The 17,008-nt window shown below is 41.2% G+C and carries 23 protein-coding genes; 5 read left to right on the forward strand and 18 right to left on the reverse strand.

Annotation, left to right across the window (positions count from 1 at the left end):
- Nucleotides 1–127 precede the first annotated feature (127 nt).
- The 5 genes from MHZ92_RS10770 to MHZ92_RS10790 form a co-directional block, all read right to left on the reverse strand.
- A complete protein-coding gene (locus tag MHZ92_RS10770) occupies nt 128–958 on the reverse strand; it encodes an ABC transporter ATP-binding protein (protein ID WP_239431695.1) in 831 nt (276 codons plus the stop codon).
- Nucleotides 959–1,021: 63 nt separating this feature from the next.
- Nucleotides 1,022–1,750 (reverse strand): hypothetical protein, encoded by a 729-nt coding sequence (locus MHZ92_RS10775; RefSeq protein ID WP_239431696.1) that lies wholly within the window; start codon nt 1,748–1,750, stop codon nt 1,022–1,024.
- A gap of 45 nt (nt 1,751–1,795) precedes the next feature.
- Nucleotides 1,796–2,953, reverse strand: coding sequence for a hypothetical protein (locus MHZ92_RS10780; protein WP_239431697.1), 1,158 nt, complete (start codon nt 2,951–2,953; stop codon nt 1,796–1,798).
- 27 nt (nt 2,954–2,980) lie between these two features.
- Nucleotides 2,981–4,189 (reverse strand): hypothetical protein, encoded by a 1,209-nt coding sequence (locus MHZ92_RS10785; RefSeq protein ID WP_239431698.1) that lies wholly within the window; start codon nt 4,187–4,189, stop codon nt 2,981–2,983.
- Nucleotides 4,190–4,257: 68 nt separating this feature from the next.
- Nucleotides 4,258–5,154 carry an ATP-binding cassette domain-containing protein gene (locus MHZ92_RS10790; protein WP_239431699.1) on the reverse strand — a complete coding sequence of 299 codons (897 nt, stop codon included), beginning with the start codon at nt 5,152–5,154 and terminating at the stop codon, nt 4,258–4,260.
- A 241-nt stretch (nt 5,155–5,395) separates the two neighbouring features.
- Here MHZ92_RS10790 and MHZ92_RS10795 point away from each other — a divergent pair, with 241 nt between their 5' ends.
- Nucleotides 5,396–6,301, forward strand: coding sequence for an AEC family transporter (locus tag MHZ92_RS10795; protein WP_239431700.1), 906 nt, complete (start codon nt 5,396–5,398; stop codon nt 6,299–6,301).
- 196 nt (nt 6,302–6,497) lie between these two features.
- Here MHZ92_RS10795 and MHZ92_RS10800 read toward each other — a convergent pair whose 3' ends face one another.
- The 5 genes from MHZ92_RS10800 to MHZ92_RS10820 all read right to left on the reverse strand — a co-directional run bounded on the left by MHZ92_RS10800 (nt 6,498) and on the right by MHZ92_RS10820 (nt 10,446).
- Entirely contained in the window at nt 6,498–7,148 is a 651-nt protein-coding gene (locus MHZ92_RS10800) for an amino acid ABC transporter permease (RefSeq protein ID WP_239431701.1), read from the reverse strand.
- A 12-nt stretch (nt 7,149–7,160) separates the two neighbouring features.
- Entirely contained in the window at nt 7,161–7,811 is a 651-nt protein-coding gene (locus MHZ92_RS10805; RefSeq protein ID WP_239431762.1) for an amino acid ABC transporter permease, read from the reverse strand.
- A 106-nt stretch (nt 7,812–7,917) separates the two neighbouring features.
- A complete protein-coding gene (locus MHZ92_RS10810) occupies nt 7,918–8,751 on the reverse strand; it encodes a transporter substrate-binding domain-containing protein (protein WP_239431702.1) in 834 nt (277 codons plus the stop codon).
- Nucleotides 8,752–8,774: 23 nt separating this feature from the next.
- Nucleotides 8,775–9,503, reverse strand: coding sequence for an amino acid ABC transporter ATP-binding protein (locus MHZ92_RS10815; protein WP_239431703.1), 729 nt, complete (start codon nt 9,501–9,503; stop codon nt 8,775–8,777).
- 388 nt (nt 9,504–9,891) lie between these two features.
- Nucleotides 9,892–10,446, reverse strand: coding sequence for a phosphatidylglycerophosphatase A family protein (locus tag MHZ92_RS10820; protein ID WP_239431704.1), 555 nt, complete (start codon nt 10,444–10,446; stop codon nt 9,892–9,894).
- 182 nt (nt 10,447–10,628) lie between these two features.
- On the opposite strand from MHZ92_RS10820, the gene MHZ92_RS10825 reads away from it, so the two are divergent.
- The 3 genes from MHZ92_RS10825 to MHZ92_RS10835 all read left to right on the forward strand — a co-directional run bounded on the left by MHZ92_RS10825 (nt 10,629) and on the right by MHZ92_RS10835 (nt 12,391).
- Entirely contained in the window at nt 10,629–11,354 is a 726-nt protein-coding gene (locus tag MHZ92_RS10825) for an alpha/beta hydrolase (protein ID WP_239431705.1), read from the forward strand.
- A gap of 83 nt (nt 11,355–11,437) precedes the next feature.
- Nucleotides 11,438–11,953, forward strand: a complete 516-nt coding sequence (locus tag MHZ92_RS10830) for a YjcG family protein (protein ID WP_239431706.1) — start codon at nt 11,438–11,440, stop codon at nt 11,951–11,953.
- 3 nt (nt 11,954–11,956) lie between these two features.
- Nucleotides 11,957–12,391, forward strand: coding sequence for a GNAT family N-acetyltransferase (locus MHZ92_RS10835; protein WP_239431707.1), 435 nt, complete (start codon nt 11,957–11,959; stop codon nt 12,389–12,391).
- 67 nt (nt 12,392–12,458) lie between these two features.
- On the opposite strand, the gene MHZ92_RS10840 is transcribed toward MHZ92_RS10835, so the two are convergent.
- The 7 genes from MHZ92_RS10840 to MHZ92_RS10870 all read right to left on the reverse strand — a co-directional run bounded on the left by MHZ92_RS10840 (nt 12,459) and on the right by MHZ92_RS10870 (nt 15,651).
- The gene (locus tag MHZ92_RS10840) at nt 12,459–12,761 is read right to left on the reverse strand and encodes a hypothetical protein (RefSeq protein WP_239431708.1); all 303 of its coding nucleotides are present in this window, start codon (nt 12,759–12,761) and stop codon (nt 12,459–12,461) included.
- 176 nt (nt 12,762–12,937) lie between these two features.
- On the reverse strand, nt 12,938–13,186 hold the full coding sequence (locus MHZ92_RS10845) for a stage VI sporulation protein F (RefSeq protein ID WP_239431709.1): 249 nt from the start codon (nt 13,184–13,186) through the stop codon (nt 12,938–12,940).
- A 17-nt stretch (nt 13,187–13,203) separates the two neighbouring features.
- On the reverse strand, nt 13,204–13,353 hold the full coding sequence (locus MHZ92_RS10850) for a YjcZ family sporulation protein (RefSeq protein ID WP_239431710.1): 150 nt from the start codon (nt 13,351–13,353) through the stop codon (nt 13,204–13,206).
- A 74-nt stretch (nt 13,354–13,427) separates the two neighbouring features.
- Entirely contained in the window at nt 13,428–13,790 is a 363-nt protein-coding gene (spoVAE, locus tag MHZ92_RS10855) for a stage V sporulation protein AE (RefSeq protein WP_239431711.1), read from the reverse strand.
- A 9-nt stretch (nt 13,791–13,799) separates the two neighbouring features.
- Entirely contained in the window at nt 13,800–14,801 is a 1,002-nt protein-coding gene (locus MHZ92_RS10860) for a stage V sporulation protein AD (protein ID WP_239431712.1), read from the reverse strand.
- On the reverse strand, nt 14,795–15,250 hold the full coding sequence (gene spoVAC / locus MHZ92_RS10865; protein ID WP_239431713.1) for a stage V sporulation protein AC: 456 nt from the start codon (nt 15,248–15,250) through the stop codon (nt 14,795–14,797). Before spoVAC ends, MHZ92_RS10860 begins: the two co-directional genes overlap by 7 nt.
- The gene (locus tag MHZ92_RS10870; RefSeq protein WP_239431714.1) at nt 15,250–15,651 is read right to left on the reverse strand and encodes a YhcN/YlaJ family sporulation lipoprotein; all 402 of its coding nucleotides are present in this window, start codon (nt 15,649–15,651) and stop codon (nt 15,250–15,252) included. The genes spoVAC and MHZ92_RS10870 overlap by 1 nt, the downstream gene beginning before the upstream one ends.
- A 119-nt stretch (nt 15,652–15,770) precedes the next feature.
- Between MHZ92_RS10870 and MHZ92_RS10875 the strand changes: the two genes are divergently transcribed.
- Nucleotides 15,771–16,334, forward strand: coding sequence for a CotY/CotZ family spore coat protein (locus MHZ92_RS10875; RefSeq protein WP_239431715.1), 564 nt, complete (start codon nt 15,771–15,773; stop codon nt 16,332–16,334).
- Between the two features lie 315 nt (nt 16,335–16,649).
- Here MHZ92_RS10875 and MHZ92_RS10880 read toward each other — a convergent pair whose 3' ends face one another.
- Entirely contained in the window at nt 16,650–16,988 is a 339-nt protein-coding gene (locus MHZ92_RS10880; protein ID WP_239431716.1) for a hypothetical protein, read from the reverse strand.
- Nucleotides 16,989–17,008: the final 20 nt, after the last annotated feature.

The following is a 17,008-nucleotide window of genomic DNA, read 5'->3' on the forward strand; positions in this document are numbered from 1 at the left end:
AATAAAACGACGGTGATTCCTAAAATGATAAACGTAAGAGTAAGTTCCAAAGCAACCGGGTCCCTTCATCTAATGTTATTTTCATTGTAATATAGAAAGGAAAAAAGCGCCTTATGATTAGGCACTTTTACGTGAACATTCGTGAACCTTTCAATTGTTTGCTCACTTCATTCATCTCCTTATTAATTGTAAGATAGGGCCTTCCGTCATCCCATCGAATTCTCACTGGTACATTGTATGTAGCTGTTAGCAGATCACCCGTCAATACTTCCTTTTTCTTTCCCGAAGCGACAATTTCTCCTTCTTTTAAAAGAAGCACATGTGTAATGTCCTCGACCAATTCCTCTACATGGTGTGTCACATAGATGAGATGGCAATTATTTTTCGTTACCGCTTCTAATGTATGTAAAAATTGCTCCCTCGATAGTATGTCAAGGCCTGAACACGGTTCATCCATAATGAGCATTCGTGGTTTATTCATGAGGGCCCGAGTAATTAAGATCCGTCGTTTCTCGCCTTCGGAAAGTAAATTGAATGGCTTGCCCTTTAAATAGTATAGCCGGAAGTCATGCAACAGTTCATCCGCTCGTTCCCAATCGGCTACAGATGGTTGCTCATACAGGCCGAAACTTGCAAATTTCCCACTTATAATGACTCTCTCGACTGTATCATGCTGGAACGTTTGAGCGAATCGCTCTAGCGAACTGCTAACAAAACCAATTTCTTTTCGTAATTCCGGTAAATTCGTTTCTCCAAATCGATTTCCAAGAACGTGAACCTCTCCTTCAGTAGGAAACTGATGAGCGGAAATAATATTTAGAAGCGATGTTTTACCGGAGCCATTTAACCCCAATATTGCCCAATGCTCATTCTGTTTGATTGTCCAATTAATACTTTTAAGAATTTCTTTTTGGCCTCTTCGAAATAAAACATTTTTCATGTCAATCACATTTTGCATAGTTCTACCACTCCGTTTAACTTATTAGAAAAACGGCAGATCATTTTTGATCCGCCGCTTCATTTATTCTTCCACCGGCGAAAATTGCACAAGAGAAATTCCAGTAACCTTGAGCTTTTGCCCCACTGTTAACTTCAAACGAGTTTTTGAACCAGTTTGAGTGCCTCCAATTACTTCATAAAGGTGAGGTTCTTTCCCTTTTTCGTGAATTTCCAAATATCCTAACCCGTACTCGCTCCCGACTATATAATCACCAGCTTCGATATCCAACCCGACTTCCCAAATACCCGGTGTCAGGTTAGTAGCAAGCTGTGTCGGCACCGGTGTGAAACTCACATGATCATATCCACCGTCAGCAAAAACAGTATACGTTTCTACAATATCGACTGTTAAACTACCGACTCCCGCAAAGCCAACAATATCCCGTATGATTAGTTCCCCATTTTCATCGTAAATGAAAATGTTCCCCGTTGGATATCCCGTAATCGAATAGCGACCCGGTTGAAGAGTAACCTTGACGCCTTCCCTCGTAAATACCCCACTCTCTACCTGTTCTGCATGTACATTACTTCGATCCACTTGCGCAAAAATTGCTGGATTCACCTGTCCGATTAAATCATCCCTCTCGGAACCGATGATTTCAAAATTCTTTTCATATGGTGCAACTTTAACAAACTTCGATTGTTGTAAAGGATGACAGCCCGTAAGTAATAATAGAAAGGAAGCGATTAGTAGAGAAGTGCCCATTTTACTGCCGTTCAATTCAAACCATTTCTGCATTGTTTTTTTCATATTACTCCACCGTTCCTCGTTTTCTCCCATGAAATCGCAATCAGCTTATCCATTTATTTCTAATGCGACTTCTCTTTTTCGGATGTATAGCAGTTTATTCCTAACGTAAAGAACCGCTACGGCTAACAAGTTAAGCCCGACTAGCCAACTATACGAATGTCTGAAATCCAATTTTTCATTCCTAAATTCCATAGCAGCATCTCCATTCAAGATAGAGCCGATATCGATAAATTTCAATGGATACAGCCAATTAACTTTCATACCTGCAACACTTATGAGATCAGGCAATAGTAAAATGACAATCATCGTCAAAATTGTTGCGTACAAATTCTTCGTCATGACATTGATTAGTACAAATACTAGCAAAAGGAATAACGCGATGAGTGTAAATGAAATGAACATGTAAGTGATATACCGAGTAGTCGACACTGCAATAAAATCCATATCTTGATAGATAAGAACTGGAGACATGAAATTTCCCCATTCCGTTTTTCGGGACACATAGGTTCCACCAATGAGAAAGCCGATTCCGAGAAACATCATAACTTGGACTAAATGGATGCCCACTTTAGCGCTTACCTTTTGCATGAAGGATGCTGGGAATCCGACGACTACCGAGCGATGTAGTTGGTCATTCAACAGGATGCTGCTGGCCATCAGTAAGACGAAAAGACAAAATAGCAGACCGCTGATCATGTTCAAGGTGACTGGTAAATAATTGCTTGCTACAAATGGATCGGGAACAAGCGGTAAATCATGTTCCTGATAATACCGTAAAATCGCCATTTCTTTCTGAATTTCTTCTCTCGGAATGACGTAATTTGGATGGATTCCTTTGTTCCCCAACTCGTGTAATTCAAGACGTAGTGCATTCAACTTGAGACCGTCTTCAATATACTTATCATAATCATCTTTCTTCCATAAATAATACCTTTGCATATTGATCAAAGAAGCTTGTTGTGTCAAATTATTGTAAGTCGCTTCCCCTTCTGCCGTCTCTCTCAACTCTTCGGGAAAGGCATTGAATACTGTGTGGAAGCGCTGCGCTTCCTCGTTTTTCAGCTTGTGAATATCTTTGATGTCAGTTTGACTGTAATGAGTATAGTACAACAGGAAAAACAGGATAAGACCAATTCCAAGCAACCAATTTTTCCGATTATGGAGCAATAGTTTTGTTTCAAATAGTAAATACTTCCAAAACATAATCGTATCCTTCCTCGTTACATATTTTTACGCATAATAGAAACGACGTTTATTGATGATCTTTGACAGAATGAAGATGACAAGTTCAATGACAGCTAGCGTGACGAGCAACACGATAATTCCTTTCGCATAGGTAATCGTTTCTGTGTTCAAAAGAAAGTTCTTTTCTCCATCTACAATTTTCCCAAAATCAAAATACGTTTGAGGGAAGAAGCTAATATCTATTCCGAATAGTTCTCTCTCTGTCCTTGATACGAAAATGCGATCTGAAAAGAGGATAAAACTGCTGAATAAAAGAACGAGCCATTCATTTTTAAACAAAAGACCAAAAATGACATTCAATCGGACGAAAAGGAAGATTAAGAGAGGAACGACTATTAATGTTTTCCCTAAGAAAACAGCAATTGAAATTACATCATAATCCTCCATTGTAAAGGTCTGTTGTGCAATCATAATCGGCACATGTAAATTGAAATAGCCAAAACCGAATTGAAGGCTCATCACGATAACCCCTACGACTATTATTCCTAACACAACGAGCAATGAATAGAAGAAAACAGATAGGGATTTAAGATTCAATTGGCGATACCAGGATATCGGAATTCCTTGTAGAACTGACCGATTGTTGCGATCCCTCGATAAAACATCAGAGCTGAAAAAGATGGCACAAAATAAAATGAATAGAATCCCATTTGATTGCAGGAACTTTTGTAATGCTTGCAATCCTGTTTTTTCATACATTAAACCGTATGTAATAGGGTAATCATTTGTTAAGTAATCCTCGTATCGCATCATTGTTTGTTTATATAAATGGGCCCGATCCTTCCCCGGAAACGGAGATAGAGTGAAAAGATTTTCATCGGACGTATAATCATATTCATTATCTAAGAGAAAATAGTTCCGTAAATAAAGAAAACGGTAATAGTTCTTGTCCTCATAAGCTGTAAGCATAGCTTGGTTCAGTTTGTAAGAATTTGCATTCATAGCATAGACAGGCATACCCGTCATTTGTATAACCCCTGTATTTCCCTTTTCCTCCCTTAATTTCTGTTCTAGTTCGAGATCCGTTAAATAATTTCGAACCTCATCAGGATAATAGGTTTCTTTTGTTTCTTCGTTTGGCAATAGAATCAGACAATAACTGAGCAGCAAGACACTGATGAATAAAATGAAAGGAATGTTACGTCTGCTTCTAAATGTAATTTGAAATTCGTGTTTCAAATAATTTCGATTCATCCCAGCTTCCCCTTTTGAACATATATTGAATCCGTTATAAACGACCACTACTACTTAAACGACGAGTCTCACACATTTTTCGAATAAAATTTATCATAGTATTCTACCGTTCCCAATGGACCGACTGTCATTTCTTTTTCGTTATAATCAAGCATCCGTTCAATCCACTTTGTCTGTTCCGCTTCGCTCATTCCCTTTAACGGTATGCATAATAAGTGTTTTGCTATATAGATGTATCCAACTGGAAGAGTCACTTTTTCTTTCAACGATTCGTATTGTTCGGGAGTTACTTCTATTTTAAGGAACATATCATTCTCACCAGTAAATCTATGTTCGTGCACAAACTTCCCATCTTTCAAAAATAGGACTCTATCTGCATACAAATCTAAGTTTGAAAGTAAATGGGATGCAACAAAGATGAGCTTATCCTTCTTCATTTCCATTAAGCATTCGGAAATCAATGCAACATTGTCCACATCAAGTCCATTCATCACTTCATCCATTAGCATGACAGGCGTATCAGCAGCCATCATCATTGCAAAACATAGACGCTGCCGCATTCCTAATGAATAGGTCCGAACTTTCCTTTTAACATAGTTGCCCATTTGAAGACGCTCAATGACTTGCGGGACACGCTTTGTTGTCCCCTTCCACATATTTGCATATAATTTCAAATGATCTACCCCGGATAATTCCTCGAAGAGATCTTTTTGTTCAGGGAAAGTACACAACAGTTTGTGAATCAACAGCTCTTCTTTTTCATTTCGGTACGCATATTTACCGTCAAATTCAACATGCCCCGAATTTGGTTTCACAAAGTTGGCCATCACATTGAACATTGTCGATTTTCCTGTTCCGTTTGGAGCAGCCACACCGATGATTTCTCCTATATTCGCCGTTAAATTCAGATTATCGAGCACGGCTCGATCGTTATACGTAATTGACACATTTGACAATTTCAACATTATATCTTCCGCCTTTCAGCTGATGATTTTCTGCCTACTTCGTAAGTTAGAGAACTCTAGTAATCCAGATACATATTTTTTCAATTTTTTGGGGTTTCTTCAACTATAGTGGTATATTACAAATATTTCAATAGTATGAACGGTTTTTATACTTGCAATAAACGGAATTCAATTTATGCAATAGCAAAGACTCTTCGGAATGTTTAGAATGGGGATATACATACTTAGGGAGATGGACATTATGGAGTTGTTATTCATCATTTTTCCGGTTTTCTTCATTTTTGCAGTCGGATTCATTGGACAAAAGCTGATTGGGTTCAATATTAAATCCATTTCAACGACTGCTCTTTACTTAATGTCTCCCTTTCTAGCTTTCCGGACTTTTTACGGAAATCCTCTTACGTGGGACTATTTTTATATCGTTTTATTCAATTTGCTGCTATTTCTTTTTCTATTTTTACTTGTGTGGAGTACAGCACGGATAATGGGGGCAACGCGATCGGAACGGTCTGCGATGATTTTAGGCGGAGTATTTATGAATAGCGGAAATTACGGGGCACCAGTCGTTCTATTCGCGTTAGGGGCTATTGGATTTGACTACGCCGTCATTATTATGGTGTTCCATGCACTTATCATGAATACGTTCGGTATTTTTATTGCTTCTATAGGCAGCGATGAACGGGCAACATGGCAGGATGCATTGCATCGCGTTGTTCGAATGCCCCTCATCTACGCGGCAGCCCTTGGCATTTGCCTGCAATTTTTTGCGTTCCAATTACCAGACCCTTTAATGGAAGGAATCAGTTTAGTAGCAGATGCCTCGATCCCTACCGTTATGCTCGTTTTGGGAATGCAGTTAGCTGCGATGACGAAAAAGAAAGTGGCATACCGCTATGTTACCGCCGTCACACTCATTCGCATGGTCGCATCACCTGCAATCGCCATGCTCATTTTAGTCTTCTTACCTGTTAACGACTTACTTCGTATGGTCCTGATCATCCAAGCATCGATGCCGGCTGCCGCAAATACGACACTGTTCGCTTTACAGTTCGGAACGGAACCTGACCTCGTTTCTTTCACGACGTTTGTAACAACGTTGATCAGCATTGTGACAATTCCGGTGATTTTATTGCTACTGGGAGTGTAGGATAGTTGCGGTTATGCGTGGATTTTATGATTTATGCGTGAATGGCGGCGTTATGCGTGAATGGAATGATTTATGCGTCATTCTGAGCAGTTATGCGTAATTCTTGGCATTTATGCGCATTTGGAGGAGTTTATGCACATTCATGAGTTTCTTCCATTAAAAAAGGGCTGTTTTCGACAGCCCTTCAATTTCTAACTTATGCTGTTTTCAATTCTAATCTCTTGGAAAGTATTGATAATCCATAATTGACAACAAAATACATAATCGAGATTAAGATAAAGATTGGAATCACTTCGTTTGGATGGTGCGCTTGTATGATTCTAGCGTTATGAAGCAATTCAGGAAGCGCTATGACAACTGCAAGAGATGTATCTTTGAGAAGTGAGATGAACTGACTGACAATATTCGGCACCATTCTACGTAGAGCCTGTGGCAATATGATGAACCTCATGGCCTGTATGTACGTTAGTCCGGACGTACGAGCCGCTTCCATCTGCCCTTTATCAATCGAGATCAAGCCACCCCTTACAATTTCAGCCAACATCGCAGATTCAAAAATAGTCAGTGCCACAATGGCTGAAACTGTAATACTAAGGTTAATGCCCATTTCGGGAAGCGCAAGGTATGTGAATAGAATGATAAGAAGAAGAGGCAAGTTTCGGATTGACTCAACTAATACAGCTAATACATGTGAAATCACGGGTATTTTCGCAAATCGTAATGTACCAACAGCTCCTCCAATAATAAAGCTTAAAACGATTGAAACGAGCGCAACCTTCAAAGTGACGTAAAAACCTTCCATCAAGAACGAAAGATTATCGGGAGAGAATGCACCTGCAAAATCCATTATAACACCTCCTTAATTGCTGCTCGCAAGGCGTTTTTCAAGTTGCCCTACGCCAATACTTAACGGAATGGTAATGATTAAATAAAATACAGCAGCGAAAATATACACATCAAAAACGACGTACGTCTTAGACGAAATCAAATCTGCTTGATACATAAGCTCTGCGCCCGCAATGAGGGCTAAAATAGAAGAGTTCTTCACTAGATTGATGAACTGGTTGCCGATTGGCGGTATGACAATTTTTATCGCTTGGGGTAAAATGATCATCCGCATCGTTTGAATATACGTTAAGCCTGATGACCTTGCCGCTTCCGTCTGCCCTTTCGGAACAGCTAAAATGCCTGAACGGATCGCTTCCCCAATAAATGCAGACGTATAAATCGACAATGCAATCGTCCCTGCAGTAAATCCATTCAGTCTAAGACCTAAGGCATCAGTCCCGAAATAAAAGAAGAACGCAATAACGAGCAAAGGGATGTTTCGGAAGAATTCAACGTAGGCAGTCCCAAACCAACGAAGAGGTGCAATTGGTGTAATTCGCATGACTGCGATAACCGCACCGATAAAAAAGCTAGCAATAAGAGCAATGAAACTTATCATTAATGTGGCTTTGAAACCATCCCAATACATATCAAAATAGTCGACGAGAATAGAGAAGTTCAATTCCGTTTCCACCTCACTTAACTTAATCAGGATGAGCATGAAATGCTCATCCTGATCGATGAAATTATTCGGTAAACTTCTACATTGTCAATGTAGAAGCACGTTATTATTTCAAAATTCCTTCAAACCAGCTGTTATAAATTTCATCGAACTCTCCGCTCGATTTAAGTGTTTCCAACCCGTTGTTAAGTGCATCCAACAGTTCTTTTTCGCCTTTTTTAACAGCGATTCCATAAGGCTCTTCTGTGAATTTCTCACCGACTAATTCATAATTGCTATCTGAAGCAGCCATACCTGCTAGGATGGAGTCATCAGTCGTTAACGCTTCACCTTTTCCAGCTTTAAGCGCTGTAAATGCTTCCGCATAGTTTTCAAACTCTAGTACAGGTGCATCCGGTGCTAGAGAGCGAATATTGTCAGTAGACGTTGATCCTTTAACAGCAAGTACAGTTGTGTCTTTATTCAGATCATCAAGGCCTTGAACCGGGCTACCTTTTTTCACAAGAAGGGATTGACCCGCATTGAAATAAATATCGGTGAAATCAACTTCCTTTTTACGCTCTTCCGTTACAGTCATCGTTGCAATAATCGCATCGATATCGCCTTTGTTCAATAGTGGAATTCTTGTCTTCGATGTAACTTCCTTGAATTCGATTTTTGTTTCATCACCAAGGATTTCTTTCGCTAATGCCTTTGCAACGTCGATATCAAACCCTTCAACTTCTCCAGTCGTTGGATTTTTCAATCCGAATAAGCTCGTGTCATATTTAACACCAAAAACGATTTTGTCACGCTCTTTAATTCTTTCAAGTACATTGTCCCCGCCTTTTTCACCACTACTAGCATTTTTATTATCCGATCCGGATCCACATGCTGCCAATATCATGACTGACATGAGCGCCATTACTGTTAGTAATAGAAACCTTTTTGTTTTAAACATACTTAACTCTCCCCTTTTGTTTTTTAATGATTTAATATACGGCTGAGAAAGACCTTTGCCCGTTCCTCTTTAGGTTCTGCAAAGAATTCAGCCGGTGTAGCTTCTTCTAAGATTTTGCCTTGGTCGATAAAGACGATACGATCTCCCACTTCTTTTGCGAATCCCATTTCGTGTGTAACGACTACCATCGTCATGCCTTCCTTGGCAAGCGCTTTCATAACGTCCAAAACTTCGCCGACCATTTCAGGATCGAGAGCAGATGTAGGCTCGTCAAAAAGCATGATTTCAGGCTTCATTGCCAGTCCCCTAGCAATTGCAACACGTTGTTGCTGTCCGCCTGATAACTGCGAAGGATAGGAAGATGCCTTGTCAGGAATTCCGACCTTATCCAAATAATATTCCGCCGTCTTTTTCGCCTCTTCCTTCGATACTCCAAGGACGTTAATTGGCGCGAGCGTAATATTTTCAAGAACTGTTTTGTGAGGGTATAAATTGAAATGTTGAAATACCATTCCAATATTCCGTCTCACTTTGTTAATATCCGTTTTCTTGTCATTGAGTTTAATGTCATTAATCATCAATGTCCCATCAGTAATCGTCTCAAGCTTATTTATACATCTAAGCAATGTACTCTTCCCCGATCCAGATGGCCCGATGATGACAACTACTTCGCCCGTTTGAATTGTAAGATTAATATCTTTAAGAACATGGAAATCTCCATAATATTTATTTACATTCTCAAATGAAATCATGTCGTACCCCTTTCCGCTTCTTGATAGACTCTCATAATCTGATTATATTGAGAGTTGCTCTATTTCTGAAACTTATGTATGCATGTCATTATATCCACAGAAACTCTAAATGTCTACCAATTTATTTTATATTTGTTCGAATACTCATCCATTCGAACTAATTGAAACTCTATAATAATTGCATAAAATGGAGTCCAATAGGTGAATAGCAAATATGTACGAGTTCAATCCACCTATAAGTCTTGTAATAAAAACTTAATTAATCTTACAGACTATTTTAACATAAAAAGTTATTCAAATGCCAATGATTGTTGTAAATCTTCCGTAATTTGCAAGCGATTACAAAAACAAAAAGAGAGAATGAATACTTCCTCTCTCTGCTGTATTGTTATTCAAACTCTTTCTTCTTTACATCCAAATAGGTGATCCCCGCTTCATCCAAATCCCTTTTTCTATGGGCAAGACGTGATGCAGCACACGATGCAATGCTTGCGACGAGATCATCGAGGAACGTATGAACACCTCTGCCTTTTTTTGTATCGAGCTCGTTGATAATTCCGATTTTATTTTTATCGAGATGGCCGAATGTTGTGACCGCTATGGAACCGTATGTGAAAACGGCCCCTAAGGCGATTGTTTCATCTACGCCAAACAGCCCTTCGTCCGATGTAACAATCTGTTGCAGCGGAGCGGATAATTTCCCTTGTTCTGCAAGCTCATCTAACTCGATTCCGACGAGTATAGCATGCTGGAGTTCCCTCTTCCGCAACACTCTTTCCACTGAATCAACACATTCGGCGAGGTCGAGTGCTTCGTTATAAGGGGCTTGCATTTCGTAAACGATTTTTGCGACGTCTTCCAACGTGACGCCTCTTCGTAATAATGCCTCTTTCGTTGCTTTCGTTACAACATCAGAATGGACAATATTTTTTCCAGTGAACATTTCTGATTACCTCCTCTTTCTATCCTTCGCCCGTCACGTATAATATGTCAGCAACCGACAGGATGTTTATTTAAATTTTTCGATTGTTTCCAGTAGCATGAAACAGGCTATTCAAGCATTATACCCGCTCATGCGCTTATGTTACAATCTTCTTACATGATACAACAGGGAGGACCAACGGAATGGAATACGGAAAAATTGAAGAGATTACTTTTTATAGCAAGGCACTCGATGAGGAGATGCAACTTCTCATCCATCTACCCCATCAGTATTCGCCACTTTACAAGTATTCAGTACTGATCGCTTCCGATGGCAAGGATTATTTTCAATACGGGCGGATTGGTCGTGTCGTGGACGAATTAGTTCACGATGGTGACATAAATAATATGATTGTTGTTGGCATACCATATAAAAGCGTTACGGAACGTAGACGGATGTATCATCCGGAAGGTGACCGCCATGAAGACTATATCCGTTTTCTTGCGCATGAGCTTGTCCCTTACATCGATGAGAATTATCCTACGTACCAAGTTGGCGCCGGCAGAGGATTAATCGGTGATTCGCTGGCAGCGACAATTTCATTGCTAACTGCACTTAAATATCCGAATTGCTTCGGCAAGGTAATCCTCCATTCCCCATATGTCGATGATTATGTGTTAGAGAAAGTGGAGGCTGTAAAAGATCCGTCCTCTTTTTCCATTTACCACGTCATTGGCGAAGAAGAAACGGAAGTTAAAACGACTCAGGATGGCACTCAGGATTTCCTTACACCGAACAGGGAATTAAACAAGTTGATCAAAAGAAAAGGGTTTTCGTACTTCTATGAAGAATTCAAGGGGAACCATACATGGAAGTATTGGCAACAAGATGTTCGAAGGGCCATTCAGAAATCCTTTGAGGACGATTAATACCAAATAGTACAAAGAGTAAATCATTCTGCTATAATTGTTTACAAGATGTATGCAAACATTTCACGAGGAGGTCTTTTATCATGAAGTATGGAATTGTAGCTTTCCCTTCAAAGAAACTTCAAGACTTAGCTAATGGCTACAGGAAACGGTATGATCCACATTATGCGCTCATCACACCTCACATGACGATCAAAGATGTGTTTGAGGCAGATGATAAGGAAATCGAGCAAGTTGCGGATGCCATTCGGGAAGTTGCACGTAAGCACAACCCTTTCGAATTGAAAGTTGAAAAAGTAAGCACGTTTGCACCAATCACGAATACGATTTTCTTTAAAGTGACACCTAATGATGAAATCCTTGAACTCCATAAAGACCTGAACGAAAACTTTTTCGGTGAAACACCGGAATATTCTTTTGTCCCGCATATTACGATCGCCCAAAAACTAACTTCCGGTGAACATGACGATATCATCGGTCAAATTAAAATGTTCGGTGTAGACCATACTGAAACAATTGATCGCATCCATTTGCTCTATCAACTTGAGAACGGGTCTTGGACAGTATATGAAACTTTCCGGCTCGATGAGGACAACTGAAGATTGATTGAAGTAAAGATTGCCCGTTCTGATCGTGAACGGGAAGATGCGTTCGAAGTGCGGAAAAAAGTTTTTGTGGATGAGCAAGGGGTACCCATGAGCCTGGAAATAGATGAATTCGATAAGACTGCTGCCCATTTCATCGTTTACGATGGGCAAAAGCCAATCGGAGCAGGCCGCATCCGGGAAATTGATAAAGGGATCGGTAAAGTGGAGCGCGTATGTGTTGTAAAGGAATTGCGCGGGAAGCATCTCGGCAATTTGATCATGCATGAACTTGAAAAACATGCAAAATCTGTTGGAATGACAAAAATCGTTTTGAATGCGCAAGCATATGCGATTCCATTTTATGAAAAGCTCGGGTATATCGTTACATCGCCCGAGTTCATGGATGCGGATATTCCGCACCGTGAGATGGAAAAGGTAATTATTTCATGAAGCTAAAAAAGAGCAGATCTGCTAAACCGATGACGGTTGCAGATCTGCTCTTTGTGTTCTTTCATTTTTAAACGTATTCATTCACCGCGAGTCCTTTACCGACAACATGTGCAATCGTCGGCGACAAGTTGGCAGGATTCGGATAGATGAATCCTTTGTACGGAGGACGAGAGTTGGATAGAATCGGTTTCTCATCGTCCGTGATTTGCTCTTGTTCTTTACTGAGCGCATCCTCGAATTTATCATTAAGATCCGGATCCATTTTCACTTTTTCCACCCGATCGATAAATGCAAAGTTGCTACGTACTGCATTCATGCGATACGCGTAAATATCGCCTTGCATCGGCTGTACCGGTAAAATATAACCCATTTCCCGCACCCCTTTCCACTCATTCATCATTTACCTTTATCCCTTGTCATAACTTATGAAACATTTATATGAGCCATTCCCGGAAAATAATAGGTTTCTACTAGTTTTTATGAGAATGAGATAGGGTAAATGGATTGCTTTGAATGGGACTAATGGTATTTGAGGATAGGCTAAAATTAACCCATCATGCGCTGTATGTCGTTGAAGTTTACAGATCTGCCGTTGTTGATGATTGATTTTACAAGCTCATCTTCCATATGCTGCGGGACTTCTTTATTTGCGAGACGCCCTACTTTTCTAACGATTTTACGCACTTGTCGCTCGTCACTAAAATCTGCATATTGGATTGCGTTGGCCAATGCGAATACTTCTTCCATCGGAACGCCCGTTTTCGATTCAATTTTTTTGAAAAACGAATCATTCATACTGTCTTCCCTCCTCCTTAGACAACAAAGCTACTTCCAACAATGATCAGCAAGATGAAGAGAACAACAATCAATACGAAAGTGGAACCGCCATAGTATCCTTTTCCGTATCCGCCGTATCCGCAGTATCCACCATATCCGCCATAAGGATAGCCTCCACCGAACATAAAAAATCCCTCCTTCCCTTCCGTCTATCCTATGCAGATAGCGGAGAGAAGAAGGGGGCGTTTGACCCTATAATTTAAACGGTACCCTTCGGTTTAAAAATAAATGATGCAATGAAGCCGAATAGGATGGCAGCGCTAATTCCCGAGCTTGTTACTTCAAACATACCGGTTAGAACGCCGATAAGTCCATGTTTTTCAGCTTCCGCCAACGCACCGTGTGTCAATGCATTGCCGAAAGACGTGATCGGAATCGTTGCACCTGTTCCTGCAAAATCGATCAATGGTTCATAAAGACCAAATCCATCCAACACGGAGCCTGCTACGACAAGGATGCAGAGCGTATGTGCAGGTGTAAGCTTAGCGACATCAAACATCAGCTGGCCAATGACACAAATTAGCCCGCCGACTATGAAAGCGGTAATGTAAATTGAAAACAATCGGACCACTCATTTCATTGTTAGTTCGACCGCGTGCGCGATGCACGGGATCGTTTCTCCCTGCTGGTACGACAATGGGGAAAGCAATGCCCCCGTCGCAATAAGGAGGACTTTTTTATATTCCTTGTCCATCATTTTCTTATAAACTTCCGAAAAATAGACGGCTGCTGAGCATCCAGCGCCGCTTGCACCTGACATGAAATCAGGATTGTTTCCGTAAAACTCCATCCCTGCATCACTGAAATTTTCCATATTGCTAATACCTTGGTTTTTAACGAGCTCTTGAAAAATGGAAAAGCCGACTTTGGCCAGATCTCCCGTCATAATTAAATCATAGTCGCTTGGAGAGGTTCCATGACCTTCCAAATGCCTTTTCAACGTATCAGCAGCAGCGGGTGCCATGGCAGCTCCCATATGTAATGGATCTGTCATTCCCATATCGATCGCTTTGCCGATTGTTCCCCTTTCAATAGAAGGAACTCCTGCTTGGAATGGTGTTACTGCAGCTGCACCAGCAGCGGTTACAGTCCATTGTGCTGTGTCGCCTTTTTGTGCACCATATTCAATCGGATACCGGAACTGCCTTTCAATGGCGTTATGCTGGCTTGAAGCACCCGCAATTGCGAGCTTCGACATTCCCGCTTCCGTCAAAAGTGCTGCTAGAAGCAAAGAAGAGACCGACGTTGCGCAAGCGGAAAACATACCGATATACGGAATACCAACAGTTGTCGCAAAAAAATTGGAAGGCGTCATTTGATTGACAAGATCTCCAGTCAATAAAAAATCGGCATCCGCCGGTATTTTATCGACCTTACTCAACGCAATCATGCACGCATCTTCCATCATTTTTGAATGACCTTGCTCATTTGTATCCTTACCGCAGCGTTCGTCCTCATACATTTTATCGAAACCAGCGTGAAAAGGACTTTTCTTTTCAAGCGGCCCTGCGGTTACGCCCGTAGCTACGATAGAAGGGGTCGAAGGGAATGTCAACAGGCCTTTCATTACCATGAAACGACTCCCACTTTCACCAATATTGTTTTGACGAGTGCTACGAGGAAGGCTGAAAACACGCCATACACGATGACGGAACCCGCCAATTTAAATATATTACCTCCAACTCCTAGAACATAGCCCTCTGATCTATGTTCAATCGCCGCCGATACGACAGCGTTGCCAAATCCGGTTATGGGAACTGCTGCGCCTGCACCGCCAACTTGTCCAATCTTTTTATAAGCGCCAAATCCAGTGAGCAGCATGGCGATAAAGATCATCGTCGCCACTGTCGGATTATTTGCCGTTCGCTCAGTGAAATCGAAGAAGGTCATATAGAAGAGAGCGATGAACTGGGCGATCAGACAAATGGTACCGCCTACAAGGAATGCTTTCAGGCAATTTTTAAGCAAGTTTGGCTTAGGGGTGATTCCTTTCTCCAGCTTTGCATATTTTTTTTTGTCCATTATGTCTCTTCCTTCGCTAGTTTTATCAAATGATCGATTTTTTTCTTCAATCCCTTTTCATCATTTTTCAAAATTAGTTTATTCGTTTCCGTTAAAATCTTGCTGTCAGCAGATACAAAGACAGTGAGTTCTGGGTATGCCTTCTTCAACTTCTTTTCAACTTCTTTGGCAATATCCCTCTTATTGAATCTAGAAAAGGTTTTGACACGGATCCCTACGAGCAAATGGTCTTCATAAAAGAGGGCAGCTGCGCCTTTAAGGCGATCATCTCCCTTTAGTAGCTCTTCTGCCTTGGTTGCGTCTTCCCCTGTTCGATTCTCGAATTTGTATTCATTTGGAATACAACCGGACAGTAGAAGGAGCACACAAATCAGTATTAGTAATTGACGAATATCTACCATCCCCTTTTTTTAACAGTATGGCATGCGCAGTTGTTTTTTATTCATAACATGATGTTTGCCCTAGCCCTATGCATTCATCCGCATAACTTATAGGGAGTTGAGAAAAGGAGGTGGAATGAATGGGATGTGGAAGAAATGAAGATGTCAGGGATGAGCGGCGCCAGGATAATTGCATTTGCGAGGTCGTCCGCGCTATTAAACGTGTACAGGAAATCCGCGAAGATATCGATTGCGACGACTGCAGAACTGACTGTTTCCTGACTCCGCTCGGTAGCCTTGTAAGCCCTTCGCGACAACGGGCCAATACGCGTGTCTTCATGCTATTGGACGAAAAAGGTAATCCATTCAAAGCAATGTTCAGAAGAATAAGAAGAAGAGAGTTCGAAGAGGATGAAAACAGAACAGCCTCCGAGAAAGACCGTAGAGAAAGTGTAACATGTTTCTCGATTTTCTTCAGGGTTCAAAACGTTTTCGACAACTGCTGTGCAACACTCCAAGTTCTTGAGCCGCTTGATCGTAGAGGCCGAAGAGTCGATTTGTTCAAAGGAGGCAAATTGGATCTTGACGCAGTTTGCCAAGTCGAAAACTTCCGAGCGACAGGCTCTTGCGTAACAGTTGACTTGAAATGCTTCTGTGGAATCCAATGCGTGAAGGACGTTTTCATCGATTGTGACGAAGATTGACCGCAAAACCTGTGATGCTACTCTGCCCGATCGGTAACCGGTCGGGCAGTTTTTCGTTTTAATATGGCCATTTCTCAACTACATATAAAACAGGACGAACCGTCAACCGGTTCGCCCTGACAGAGTTTATAGGAAAAACATGATATAAAGGGATTTCCTCAGCCTGATTGAAAACGCTTGTCAGCCTAGGCGCGAAGTGGAGCGAAGACGCGAATAGAACTAAAGTTCATGAGCGGACAAGCGACACGAGCAACAACGGATGCGAGCGTTTGTCAACAGGCTGAGAGGACGAACCGTCAACCGGTTCGCCCTGTTTTAACTTTTAGTATCAAATGGCTGCCCGCGCCATAAGACATCTTCTATCTTCGAAATTTCAACTTCAGTAATCAAGTCACCAGCTTCAATCCAGACGATGTCGTTCTCCACTTTTTGAATGGTCCCTTTCACAGATTCGCCTTCAATGACGAATTGAAGAGGCTTATATACTTGCTTTTGGAATGGCGCGCTCAAATAGCTTATCTTTTCCAAAATGGCGGGGTTGACAACGTGGCTTACAGCTTGGACGGATGGCGTAACGTCGATTTTCTCCCGTACTAATTCTTCTTTCGGGACGAAGACAGACGTGCTTTCTTCCTCAAAGGTGACCACTTTCACAAAGATGGGAGGCCCCTGCA

This window comes from Sporosarcina sp. ACRSL (assembly GCF_022346605.1).
GTDB lineage: Bacteria > Bacillota > Bacilli > Bacillales_A > Planococcaceae > Sporosarcina.